Origin of the sequence: Demequina silvatica (assembly GCF_000971215.1) — a bacterium.
Classification (GTDB): Bacteria; Actinomycetota; Actinomycetes; order Actinomycetales; family Demequinaceae; genus Demequina; species Demequina silvatica.
This window is the reverse complement of record NZ_BBMA01000002.1, coordinates 467,471-478,954: the sequence shown is the minus strand read 5'-3', so window position 1 is coordinate 478,954 and position 11,484 is coordinate 467,471. Positions and strand designations below refer to the sequence as shown.

The 11,484-nt window shown below is 72.6% G+C and carries 9 protein-coding genes and 1 pseudogene; 4 read left to right on the top strand and 6 right to left on the bottom strand.

Going from position 1 to position 11,484, the window contains the following annotated elements; all coding sequences use genetic code 11:
* A pseudogene (locus AOM05_RS14480) lies at positions 1-226 on the bottom strand (hypothetical protein); the annotation flags it as partial.
* 154 nt (positions 227-380) lie between these two features.
* Between AOM05_RS14480 and AOM05_RS02295 the strand changes: the two are divergent.
* A complete protein-coding gene (locus tag AOM05_RS02295; protein WP_156164995.1) occupies positions 381-2,582 on the top strand; it encodes an acyltransferase family protein in 2,202 nt (733 codons plus the stop codon).
* A 46-nt stretch (positions 2,583-2,628) separates the two neighbouring features.
* On the opposite strand, the gene cysC is transcribed toward AOM05_RS02295, so the two are convergent.
* From cysC to AOM05_RS02270, 5 genes are read right to left on the bottom strand one after another with little or no spacing between them, the layout of a single operon-like run.
* The gene (gene cysC / locus AOM05_RS02290) at positions 2,629-3,741 is read right to left on the bottom strand and encodes an adenylyl-sulfate kinase (RefSeq protein WP_062519088.1); all 1,113 of its coding nucleotides are present in this window, start codon (positions 3,739-3,741) and stop codon (positions 2,629-2,631) included.
* A gap of 1 nt (position 3,742) precedes the next feature.
* Positions 3,743-4,762 carry a sulfite exporter TauE/SafE family protein gene (locus tag AOM05_RS02285; protein ID WP_082097191.1) on the bottom strand — a complete coding sequence of 340 codons (1,020 nt, stop codon included), beginning with the start codon at positions 4,760-4,762 and terminating at the stop codon, positions 3,743-3,745.
* A gap of 2 nt (positions 4,763-4,764) precedes the next feature.
* Positions 4,765-6,012, bottom strand: coding sequence for a sulfate adenylyltransferase subunit 1 (locus AOM05_RS02280; RefSeq protein ID WP_062519086.1), 1,248 nt, complete (start codon positions 6,010-6,012; stop codon positions 4,765-4,767).
* The gene (cysD, locus tag AOM05_RS02275) at positions 6,012-6,914 is read right to left on the bottom strand and encodes a sulfate adenylyltransferase subunit CysD (protein WP_062519084.1); all 903 of its coding nucleotides are present in this window, start codon (positions 6,912-6,914) and stop codon (positions 6,012-6,014) included. The genes AOM05_RS02280 and cysD overlap by 1 nt, the downstream gene beginning before the upstream one ends.
* Positions 6,915-7,682 (bottom strand): 3'(2'),5'-bisphosphate nucleotidase CysQ, encoded by a 768-nt coding sequence (locus AOM05_RS02270; protein WP_062519082.1) that lies wholly within the window; start codon positions 7,680-7,682, stop codon positions 6,915-6,917. It lies immediately after the preceding gene.
* Positions 7,683-7,900: 218 nt separating this feature from the next.
* Between AOM05_RS02270 and pdhA the strand changes: the two genes are divergently transcribed.
* From pdhA to AOM05_RS02255, 3 genes are read left to right on the top strand one after another with little or no spacing between them, the layout of a single operon-like run.
* Positions 7,901-9,031, top strand: a complete 1,131-nt coding sequence (pdhA, locus tag AOM05_RS02265; protein WP_062519081.1) for a pyruvate dehydrogenase (acetyl-transferring) E1 component subunit alpha — start codon at positions 7,901-7,903, stop codon at positions 9,029-9,031.
* 5 nt (positions 9,032-9,036) lie between these two features.
* Positions 9,037-10,041 carry an alpha-ketoacid dehydrogenase subunit beta gene (locus AOM05_RS02260; protein WP_062519619.1) on the top strand — a complete coding sequence of 335 codons (1,005 nt, stop codon included), beginning with the start codon at positions 9,037-9,039 and terminating at the stop codon, positions 10,039-10,041.
* Positions 10,042-10,051: 10 nt separating this feature from the next.
* Positions 10,052-11,461 (top strand): dihydrolipoamide acetyltransferase family protein, encoded by a 1,410-nt coding sequence (locus AOM05_RS02255; protein WP_062519079.1) that lies wholly within the window; start codon positions 10,052-10,054, stop codon positions 11,459-11,461.
* Positions 11,462-11,484: the final 23 nt, after the last annotated feature.

The following is an 11,484-nucleotide window of genomic DNA, read 5'->3' as shown; positions in this document are numbered from 1 at the left end:
GGCTGGGGGTGGGGGTGGGGGTGGACGATGCGCCGGTCGAGGGGCTCGCCGAGGCGGAGGGGGCGGCGGTGGCGGTCTCCGTCGGGGTCGGCGAGGCGTTCACGGGTGCCGAGGCGGTCGCGGACGGGCTGGGCGACGGGCTGTCGCCCCCCGTGCAGGCGGACAGGAGCAGGGCCGCCGCGGCGACCCCCACCAGCGCGCGGGCGTGCGGGGTCCAGCTGTTCACATCCACCACCTCCAAGGGGACACTGTCGCATGCCGGGAGAGGCGGGTGGGCGAGACCGGCCGTGGTGTCCCTCACATCGCCCGAGGCGGCGCGCGCGGCGGCGGGTACAGTAGCGCTGGCCGCCATCGCGGCCTCCGGGGGAAGGCTCACATCCATGACTTCTGCTGTCGGCGTCGCCGGGGGACCGGGCGACGCCGCGCGGACGCGGGACGCCGACACCGCGGGCACCGGTCACCGCCGGCCCAAGCGTCACGACATCCAGGCGCTGCGCGCGCTCGCGATCGGCGGCGTGCTGGTCAACCACCTGCTGCCGTCGTCGCTGACCGGCGGCTACCTGGGCGTCGACGTCTTCTTCGTCATCTCCGGCTTCCTCATCACCGGGATCATCGCGCGGGGCATCTCCGCGGGCGGCTTCACGCTGCGCGCGTTCTGGACCCGTCGCGTGCGCCGCCTCATGCCCGCCTCCTTCCTGGCGATCGCGGTCACCAGCGCCGCGATGGTCGCGGTGGTGCCGCGGGAGCTGTGGCGCCAGTTCTCGGAGGAGGCCATCGCCTCCACCCTGTACGTGGAGAACTGGTACCTCGCGATCGCCGGCTCGGACTACTTCCGCGCGGACATCCCCGCCTCGCCGTTCCGGCACTTCTGGTCGCTGTCCGTCGAGGAGCAGTACTACGTCGCCATCCCGATCGTGCTGGTGCTGCTGTGGGCGGCGCTCGGCCGCCGCGCGGGTCGCCTCGCGGTCGCGCTGCCGCTCCTGCTCGGCGTGGCGGGCGTCGCGTCCTTCGCGTGGGCGCTCGACGGCCTGGGCGAGGCGGGCGTCAACGTGTTCTACCCCACCACCACCCGGGTGTGGGAGTTCGCGCTCGGCGGCCTGGTCGCCACCCTCCCCGCGCTGGTGGACCACCTGCCCGGCGCGGGCCGGCTGCCCGTAGTGCCCGCGTGGATCCGCGCGATCGTGGTGTGGGCCGCGTGGATCGCGATCGTGGCGTCGATGGTGGTCATGGGCGAGGGCGCGGCGCACCCCGGCTGGCCCACGCTGGTGCCCACCGTCGCGACCGCCGCGATCCTGGGCCTGGGCGTGACGGCCCTGCGGTGGGACAGCGGCCGCGTCGCCGGGCTGCGCCCGCTGCAGTGGGTAGGCGACGTGTCCTACTCGCTGTACCTGTGGCACTGGCCCGTCATCATCCTCACCGCCTACGCGCTACCCGAGGTCGGGCTGTGGCCCCTGGTGGCCCTGCAGCTCGCGCTGTCGCTGGTGCTGGCCGCCGCGAGCTACGTGTGGGTGGAACGCCGGTACCTCGACGCGAGCCGCGACCGCCTGTTCACCGCGCCCCGCACCGTCGCGCTGCTGGTGGTGGGCACCCTGGTGGTGCTCGCCCTGCCGGGCTTCCTGGTCGCGCGCTCGGTCCAGGAGGACGCTCGCGCGGAGGCGCAGGTGGTCGCCGCCATCGACGACGAGCCCGACGCGGGCCCGGCGGACGCCGTGGACTGCCTGGGCGCCGCGGCCGCGGTCAACGCCGCCGCGTGCGCGGAGACACCCCCGACCGTGCTGCTGCCCGAGGGGTCCGTCACCAACGCCGGCGAGCGCGTCTACACCGACCGCCTCGAGGGTCAGCGCTGCTTCATGCTGTGGAGCGACCCCGGCTACGCGACGTGCGAGGTGACCGGCGGCGACGGCTCCGGCCCCCGCGTCATGGTGGTGGGCGACTCCCACATGGAGCAGCTGGGCGTGGCCGTGATCGCGCTCGCGGACCGGTACGACTGGAACCTCACGCTGGCGTTCCGCACCAGCTGCCCGTACACGTTCGCCGTCCGCAAGGGTTTCAGCGACACCAACAAGGAGACGTGCGGCGCCTGGCAGCAGGCCGCGGCGGACACCATCCGCGAGGGCGGCTTCGACCTGGTGCTCACCAGCCAGTTCTCCGGCGCCGCGTGGATGCCGCAGGACGGCCGCTCGGGCCACCAGGCGGCGGTCGACGGGCTCGAGGCGGCCTGGCGCGCGGCCACCGACACCGGCGCGCGGGTCCTCGCGATCCAGGACCAGCCGCACGCGATGGACGGGGTCCAGGAGTGCGTCGCCGGCTACGGCCTCGAGGCCGCCACCGCGTGCACGCTCCCCGAGGAGCAGGCGATGGAGTTCGACCCGCAGCTTGCGGCCGCGGAGCGCTTCTCCGCGACGCAGGTCGCGGTGGTCGACATGACGGACCTGTACTGCGCGGACGGCAGCTGCGCGCCCGTGGTGGGCGGCGTGCGCGTGTACCGCGACGCCGGGCACGTGACGCCGCTGTGGGCGTCGACCCTCGCGCCGCAGATCAGCGAGCGTGCGCCGCTGACGTTCCTCACGAGCGGCGCCTGACGGCGGTCGCGGGCCCGAGCCGGGCCCGCCTGACGGGCGGTGCCCGTCAGATCATGTAGCTCGACTCGGGGGCGATGACGGCGCGCAGGATGGCCTCGGCGGCCTCCTCGACGGTCTCGGTACCGTCCTGGGCCACCACGATGTCGGCGTCGTGAGGGGTCTCGTACGGGTCGGAGATGCCCGTGAACTCCTTGATCTCGCCCGCGCGGGCCTTGGCGTAGAGGCCCTTGCGGTCGCGCGCCTCGCACACCTCGAGGGGCGTGGCGACGTGGACCAGCACGAACCGGCCGTGCTCCTCGGCCATGGCGCGCATCTCCGCGCGCATGGAGGCGTAGGGCGCGATGGGGGCGCACACGGCGATGCCGCCGTGCGCGGCGAGCTGCGATGCGACCCAGCCGATGCGGCGGACGTTGAGCTCGCGGTCGGCACGGGAGAAGCCCAGGCCGGAGGACAGCATGGCGCGGACCTCGTCGCCGTCGAGGAGCGTGACGCGCTGGTGGCTCTCGGCGCGCAGGCGGCGCGTGAGCTGGCGGGCGATGGTGGACTTGCCGGAGCCGGACAGGCCCGACAGCAGGATGACCATGCCGGTGCCGCGCGAGCGGCCGGTGCGGCGGCGCGTGGCGACGGTGGAGGCGAACACCACCTCGGCGAGGTGCGTGAGCAGCTCGTCCGTGGCGTCGTTGTCGAGGTGAGCGGCGGCGGGGCGGGGCAGCACGCGGACCTCGCGGCCGGTGCGGCGAGCCGCGGTGACCGCGCGGGTGAGCGCGTCGGCGTCGCCGTGGTCGACCAGCACCAGGTCGTCGTCGCGGTCGGTGATGTCGTTGCCGAGCGCGAGGGTCGCGTGGTCGAGCATGGGCAGACCCGCGCGGGGGCGGATCTCCGCGAACGGCACGGACGCGGGCTCGCGCAGCATGGTGACGTCGCCGGCGATCCACGTGCCGGCCTCGGTGGTGTGGGAGCCGGTGAGGTCCACGCGGGCGACGGGGGTGGCCTCGGTGTCGAGCAGCTCGATGGTGGCGGGCACCGCGATGTCCGCGATGAGCAGCGTCGCGGCGTGGGTGTCGCGGCTGGGCAGCTGGTAGCGCAGCTCGGACCCGTACGCGCCGGATCGCAGCAGCTCGAGCTCGTTGAGCTGGAGGTGGGACAGGCGCAGCTGCACGCTAGTGCTCCTTGGGTTCGGTGGTGGCCGGGTCGGGCTTCTTCGCCGTGACGGCCGGTGCGGTGGGGGCGGCGGGGCGTGCCTTGGCCGCCTGGGCGGCGGCCAAGGCACGCTTGTGCTGCCAGATGAAGAAGTGGAAGCCCAGGCGGTGGCGGATGACGCCCCACGCGAGGGTGCCGCCGATGAGGGCGGCGGCCAGCGCGGCGAGCGTGAGCTCGTTGGACGCGCCGAGCATCTTCAGGCCCGAGATCAGCAGCACCACGGCGAGGGCGCGTCGCACCAGCCCGCCGGAGACGCGGCTGGAGAGGTGGGCGCCGATGTAGGTGCCGGGGATGGAGCCGATGATGACGGGGATGGTCACGGACCAGTCGACCTCGCCGAACATGAGGTGCGCGATCGCGGCGGAGACCACCAGGGGCACGGCCTGGACCAGGTCGGTGCCCACCAGCTGGGAGGCCTTGAGGGCGGGGTAGAGCGCCATCAGGGCGATGATGATGAGGGAGCCCGATCCCACGGAGGTGAGGCCCACCATGACGCCGCCGATGACGCCGACGATGATGGTCGGCACGGGGCGGGGGATGACGACGGGCCGCTCCTTGGGCAGCGGTGGCGCGGAGCCGTCGCGGGAGCGGGCGCGTTCGCGCAGGCGCAGGTAGGCGCGCAGCAGCAGGCCGGCGGACGCGATGATGAGCGCGACGCCCAGGGCCCGCTTGGTGAACGTCTCGATGCTCTCGACGTCGCCGATGGCGTGCTGGAGCAGCACGCCGGCGAACGCGGCGGGCACCGAGCCGTACATCAGCAGCCGGACCAGCTGCCAGTTGACGGTCTTGTTGCGGATGTGGACCCAGGAGCCGAAGGGCTTCATCGCGGCCGCCGCGACCACGTCCGAGGACACGGCCACGGGGGCGGGGATGCCGAAGAACAGCACGAGGGTGGGCGTCATGAGGGCGCCGCCGCCCATGCCGGTGAGGCCGACCACCACGCCGATGCAGGCGGCGGCCGCGATGAGTCCTACGTCCATGTCTAGTGTTCGCGCACCACGCCAGCGCCGACGGTGCGGTTGGTCGCCTCGTCGATCAGGATGAACGAGCCGGTGGTGCGGTTGTCGGCGTAGTCGTCGATGAGCAGCGGCGACGTGACGCGCAGCTTGACGCGGCCGATGGAGTTGAGGTTCAGCTCCGTCGCGTCGGTGTTGCGGTGCAGCGTGTTCACGTCGAGCTCGTAGGCGACGTCCTTGACCATGGCCCGCGCCATGCGGGTGGTGTGGAGGATGCCGAGCTTGCGTCCCACGGTGAGGGCGTCGGCGTCCATCCAGCAGATGGTGGCGTCGAGGTCCTGGGTGGGCTCGGGGTGGTTGCCGGCACGGCAGATCACGTCGCCGCGGGACACGTCGATCTCGTCCTCGAGGCGCAGGGTGACCGACATGGGCGGCTGGGCGACCTCGAGCGGGCCGTTGGGGCCGTCGATCGCGGCGACCTTGGACGTCATGCCCGAGGGCAGCGCCATGACCTCGTCGCCCACGCGGATGGTGCCCGACGCGACCTGGCCGGCGAAGCCGCGGTAGTCGTGGACCTCGTTGCGCATGGGACGGATCACGTACTGCACGGGGAAGCGCACGTCCTGCAGGTTGCGGTCCGAGGCGATGTGCACGTGCTCGAGGTGGTGCATCAGCGACGCACCGCCGTACCAGGGCATGTTCACGGAGCGGTCCACCACGTTGTCGCCCAGCAGGGCCGACATCGGGATCGCGGTGAGGTCGGGCACGTCGAGCTTCGCGGAGAACTCGGTGAACTCCTCGTAGATCTCGTTGAAGCGCTCCTCCGACCAGCCCACCAGGTCCATCTTGTTGACCGCGAGCACCACGTGGGGCACGCGCAGCAGCGAGGACAGGGTGGCGTGGCGGCGCGACTGCTCCGTCATGCCCTTGCGCGCGTCGACCAGGATGATCGCGAGGTCCGCGGTGGAGGCACCGGTGACCATGTTGCGCGTGTACTGCTGGTGGCCGGGCGTGTCCGCGATGATGAACTTGCGCTTGGGCGTCGCGAAGTAGCGGTACGCCACGTCGATGGTGATGCCCTGCTCACGCTCGGCACGCAGACCGTCGGTCAGCAGCGCCAGGTCCGTGTACTCGGTGCCGCGCGCCTTCGACGCCATCTCGACCGCGTCGAGCTGGTCCTCGAAGATCGACTTGCTGTCGTACAGCAGACGGCCGATGAGGGTGGACTTGCCGTCGTCGACCGAACCCGCGGTCGCGAAACGGAGAAGATCCATCAGAAGTACCCTTCCTTCTTGCGGTCCTCCATCGCGGCCTCCGACACCCGGTCGTCGCCGCGCGTGGCACCGCGCTCGGTCAGTCGCGTGGCAGCCGTCTCGGCGATGATCTTGTCGATCGTGTCCGCGTCGGACAGCACCGCGGCCGTCAGCGTGGCGTCGCCCACGGTGCGGTAACGCACCGTGCGACGCTCGATCATCTCGCCCTCACGCGGGGCGCAGAACTCGTTCGCGGCCATCCACATGCCGTCACGGTGGAACACGTCACGCTCGTGCGCCATGTAGATCGAGGGCACCTCGATGCCGCGCGAGTTGATGTAGTCCCAGATGTCCAGCTCGGTCCAGTTGCTCAGCGGGAACACGCGGATCGACTCGCCCTGGTGCACGCGGCCGTTGTACAGGCTCCACAGCTCGGGGCGCTGGTTGCGCGGGTCCCACTGGCCGAACTCGTCACGGAAGGAGAACACGCGCTCCTTGGCGCGGGCCTTCTCCTCGTCGCGACGCGCGCCTCCCATGCAGGCGTCGAAGCGGTTCTTCTCGATGGTGTCGAGCAGGACGGGCGTCTGGATGCGGTTGCGCGACCCGTTGGGCTCCTCGCGCACCGTGCCCTTGTCGATCGCCTCCTGCACCGACCCCACCACGAGGTTCAGGCCGTACTGCTCGACCACGCGGTCGCGGTAGTCGATGACCTCGGGGAAGTTGTGGCCCGTGTCGACATGCACGAGCGGCATCGGCAGCCGCGCCGGCGCGAACGCCTTCAGCGCGATGTGGAGCAGGACGATCGAGTCCTTGCCACCAGAGAACAGCAGAGCCGGACGCTCCATCTGCGCGACTACCTCGCGCACGATGTGAATCGCCTCCGCCTCCAGCGCGTCCAGCTGGCTGAACGTAGAAGCCGTCATCTAAAGGTCTCCGTCGGTGTAGTCCGAGATGGCCGCGAGGATCCGCGGCGCCAGGGCCGGACGGCACACGACCAGATCCGGCAGGTATGGGTCCGCGCCATTGTAGACGAGCGGGGTGCCGTCGACGCGAGAGGTGTGCAGGCCCGCGGCCCGCGCGATCGCGATGGGGGCGGCGGAGTCCCACTCGTACTGGCCGCCGGCGTGGACGTACGCGTCCACCTGCCCGCGCACCACGGCGGCGATCTTCACGCCGGCCGAGCCCATCGGGGTGAGCTCCGCGTCGAGCGCGGCGCGCACCGGCTCGGTGACGGCCGGCGGGCGCGAGCGCGACACCGCGAGCGTCAGCCCCGCGCCCTCGGCGGGCTCGGGCGCGGCGTCCACGGTCGCGGAGCTGAGGACCAGGTCCTCGCCGGGGATGGCGACCACGCCGAGCGTGAGCTCGCCCTTCTCCCACAGCGCCACGTGGACCGCCCAGTCGGCGCGGCCCTCGGAGAACTCGCGGGTGCCGTCGAGCGGGTCGATGATCCACACGCGGTCCGCGCTCAGGCGGGCGGCGGAGTCCTTCGCCTCCTCGGACAGCACCGCGTCCTCGGGCCGGTGCTCCGCCAGCAGCGCGGCCAGCACGGCCTGCGCGGCGGCGTCGCCGGCGTTGCCCAGCTCCTTGCCCTCCAGGCCGGACTCGCGGCGCACCCGCAGCAGCTCCTCACCCGCGGCGCGTGCGAGCAGCTCGCCCAGCGCCGCGTCGGCGATGCCGTTCTGCGTTCCCATGTAGATGCCTCCAGACAGGCGGGCTCCCGGCGGAGCCCGCGACGGCCCCACGGTACAGGCAAGCGGGTGCGTCCCGTATGCGAGGAACGTGAGGATGACCGGCGCGCCGGGGGACGATGCGGGGGCCCGGTTGATAACCTACGGTTCCGTAGCCTACGCTGGCGTAGGTTACGGCGAGCCGCCTCTCGGCCCGCCCGTGGAACGGAAGGGAGCCCCTCATGGAGGCACACGGCCCGCGCGCAGACGAGGACCTCGTCACCCTGCTCACGCACACCGGCGAGCGCGTCTCGCATCCGGACTTCGACCGCTACGCCGAGGGCGTGGACGCGGAGGCGATGCGGCGCATGTGGCGCGATATGACGGTGGTGCGCGCATTCGACAACGAGGCCACCAGCCTCCAGCGCCAGGGCGAGCTGGGCGTGTGGGTGCAGTCGCTCGGCCAGGAGGCCGCGCAGATCGGCTCCGGTCACGCGCTCACCGGCAACGACTTCGTGTTCCCCTCGTACCGCGAGCACGGCGTCGCGCTCACCCGCGGCGTCGACATGCCCGAGATCCTGCGGATCTTCCGCGGCCTGCAGCACGGCGCGTGGGACCCGGAGGCGCACCGCTTCCACCTCTATACCTTGGTGATCGGCGCGCACTCGCTCCATGCGACGGGCTACGCGATGGCCATGGACCGCGACGGCATGGTGGGCACCGGCGACCCCGAGCGCGACGGCGCGGTGATCTGCTACTTCGGCGACGGCGCCACCAGCCAGGGCGACGTGAGCGAGGCCATGGTGTTCGCCGCGGTCAACAGCGCGCCCATCGTCTTCTTCGTCCAGAACAACCAGTTCGCGATCTCCGAGCCCGTCGCTCGGCAGACCCGGGCGCCGCTCGCGCAGCGCGGCGCCGGCTTCGACATCCCGTCGGTGCGCGTCGACGGCAACGACGTCCTCGCGTGCCACGCGGTCACCCGCTGGGCGCTCGAGCGCGCCCGCTCCGGCGGCGGCCCCGTCCTCATCGAGGCCTTCACCTACCGCATGGGCGCGCACACCACCGCCGACGACCCGACGCGCTACCGCACCCGGGCCGACGAGGCCTACTGGGCGGAGCGCGACCCGATCGCGCGGCTCGACGCGTACCTCACCTCGCTCGGCGAGCTGGGCGAGGACTTCCGCGCGACCGTCGCCGCGGAGGCCAAGGACCTGGGCCGCCGCACGCGCGAGACCGTGCGCGGCTGGACGTCCCCGACCAGCACCGCGATGTTCGACCACGTGTACGCGGAGCCGCACGCGACCGTCGAGGCGGAGCGCGCGTGGTTCGAGCGCTACGAGCGGACGTTCGCGGCCGAGGAGGTCCACGCGTGACCCAGATGACCCTGGCGGGCGCGATCAACCGCGGCCTGCGCGCGGCGATGGACCGCGACGAGAAGGTCCTCCTCATGGGCGAGGACATCGGCCAGCTCGGCGGCGTGTTCCGCGTCACCGACGGCCTGTGGAAGGACTTCGGGCCGGACCGCGTGATGGACACGCCCCTGGCGGAGTCCGGGATCGTCGGCACCGCGATCGGCATGTCCATGCGCGGCTACCGGCCGGTGGTCGAGATCCAGTTCGACGGCTTCGTGTTCCCCGCGTTCGACCAGATCACCACGCAGCTCGCGAAGATGCACTACCGCTCGCAGGGGCGCATCCAGCTGCCCGTGGTGATCCGCGTGCCGTTCGCCGGCGGGATCGGCGGGCTCGAGCACCACTCCGAGAGCCCCGAGGCGCTGTTCGCGCACACCGCCGGCCTCCGGGTGATCTCGCCCGCGGCGCCGCAGGACGCGTACGACATGATCCAGCAGGCCATCGCCTCGCCCGACCCGGTGCTGTTCCTCGAGCCCAAGGCCCGCTACTGGGACAAGGGGGAGGTCGACGAGTCGCGCGTGGACGCCCAGCTCGCCGCCGAGGACGGCGCCTCCGCCGGCACCGCCGAGATGTCCCGCGGCCGGGTGGCCCGCCAGGGCACCGACGTCACGCTGGTCGCCTACGGCCCGACCGTGCGCCTCGCGCTGCAGGCCGCCGAGGTCGCGGGCGCGGACGGCACCAGCATCGAGGTGGTGGACCTGCGCTCGATCTCGCCGCTCGACTCCGCGACCGTGGTGCGGTCCGCGAAGCGCACCGGCCGCGTGGTGATCGTCCACGAGGCCCCCACCACGTACGGCCCCGGCGCGGAGCTGTCCGCCCGCATCGCCGAGCAGGCCTTCTTCCACCTCCACGCGCCCGTGCTCCGGGTGGGCGGCTTCCACGCGCCCTACCCTGGGGCGAAGCTGGAGCACGACTACCTGCCCAACCTTGATCGCGTGCTCGACGCCGTCGACCGCGTGATGACGCACTGAGAGGCCGCGCATGCCCACCATCGAGACCTTCCACATGCCCGACGCGGGCGAGGGCCTGACCGAGGCGGACATCGTCACGTGGCGCGTGGCCCCCGGCGACACCGTCGAGGTCAACCAGCCGCTGCTCGAGATCGAGACCGCGAAGTCCCTGGTCGAGCTGCCCTGCCCGTACGACGGCGTGGTGGTGGCGCTGCTCGCGGCGGAGGGCGACACGGTGGACGTGGGCGCCCCGATCGCGACGTTCGACGTGGACCCGGGCGGGGAGGCGCCGGCGGACGATGCGCCGGTCGCCCAGGACGCCGTGGTCGCCGAGGCCGTGGTCGCGGAGGTGCCCGTCGCCCAGGCGCCCGCCGCGCCCGAGCCGGCCCCCGCATCGTCCCCCGCGAAGGTCGCCGAGACGGAGGGTTCCGGCGCCGTGCTCGTGGGCTACGGCGTGAAGGCGGGCTCCGCGCAGCGGCGCGAGCGCCGCGACGGCGCGCTCGACCCGATCGGCGGCGCGGAGGACGCGAGCGAGTACCCCGTGCTTGCGAAGCCCCCGGTACGCAAGCTCGCCCGCGACCTGGGCGTGGACCTCACCACGGTGACGCCGTCGGGGCCGGGCGGCCTGGTGACGCGCGAGGACGTCGAGCAGGCGTCGCAGGCGAACTCCGCGCGCAGCCTCGCGACGTACGCCGCGGATGACCAGCCGTGGCTCGAGTCGGGCTACTCGAAGGACGGCGGCCGCTCCACGCGGGTCCCGGTCCGCTCGGTGCGCAAGCGCACCGCCGAGGCGATGGTGAAGTCCGCGTTCACCGCGCCGCACGTGACCGTGTTCCACACGGCCGACGTCACCGAGACCATGACGCTGGTCAAGCGCCTCAAGGCCGACCGCGAGTTCGCGGACGTGCGCGTGACGCCGCTGCTGATCGTGGCGAAGGCGCTGCTGCTCGCGGTGCGCCGCCACCCGGAGATCAACGCGTCGTGGGACGACGAGGCGCAGGAGATCGTCTACAAGCACTTCGTCAACCTCGGCATCGCGGCGTCGACGCCGCGCGGCCTGCTGGTGCCGAACATCAAGGACGCGCACCGGCTGCCGCTGCACGCGCTCGCCGCGCAGCTGGGGGAGCTCACCGCGCTGGCGCGCGAGAACCGCACGCCCCCGACCTCGCTCACCGGCGGCACCATCTCCATCACCAACGTGGGCCCGCTGGGCATCGACACGGGCACCCCGATCCTCAACCCGGGGGAGTCCGCGATCCTCGCGTTCGGCGCGATCCGCGAGCAGCCGTGGGTGCACGAGGGCGAGATCAAGGTCCGCTGGGTGACGCAGCTCGCGCTCAGCTTCGACCACCGGCTGGTCGACGGCGAGCTGGGCGCGCGGGTGCTCGCGGACGTGGGCCGGGTCATGAGCGACCCGTCGCAGGGGCTCGTCTGGGGGTGACGCCCGGGGTGAGACTCCTCACG

What these genes read in the sequence shown, in the direction of transcription:
- AOM05_RS02255 (WP_062519079.1), top strand. Translation starts at nt 10,052, where the DNA reads ATGCCCACCATCGAGACCTTCCACATGCCCGACGCGGGCGAGGGCCTG.
- AOM05_RS02285 (WP_082097191.1), bottom strand. Translation starts at nt 4,762, where the DNA reads ATGGACGTAGGACTCATCGCGGCCGCCGCCTGCATCGGCGTGGTGGTC.
- AOM05_RS02260 (WP_062519619.1), top strand. Translation starts at nt 9,037, where the DNA reads ATGACCCTGGCGGGCGCGATCAACCGCGGCCTGCGCGCGGCGATGGAC.
- AOM05_RS02295 (WP_156164995.1), top strand. Translation starts at nt 381, where the DNA reads ATGACTTCTGCTGTCGGCGTCGCCGGGGGACCGGGCGACGCCGCGCGG.
- AOM05_RS02280 (WP_062519086.1), bottom strand. Translation starts at nt 6,012, where the DNA reads ATGGATCTTCTCCGTTTCGCGACCGCGGGTTCGGTCGACGACGGCAAG.
- AOM05_RS02270 (WP_062519082.1), bottom strand. Translation starts at nt 7,682, where the DNA reads ATGGGAACGCAGAACGGCATCGCCGACGCGGCGCTGGGCGAGCTGCTC.
- cysD (WP_062519084.1), bottom strand. Translation starts at nt 6,914, where the DNA reads ATGACGGCTTCTACGTTCAGCCAGCTGGACGCGCTGGAGGCGGAGGCG.
- pdhA (WP_062519081.1), top strand. Translation starts at nt 7,901, where the DNA reads ATGGAGGCACACGGCCCGCGCGCAGACGAGGACCTCGTCACCCTGCTC.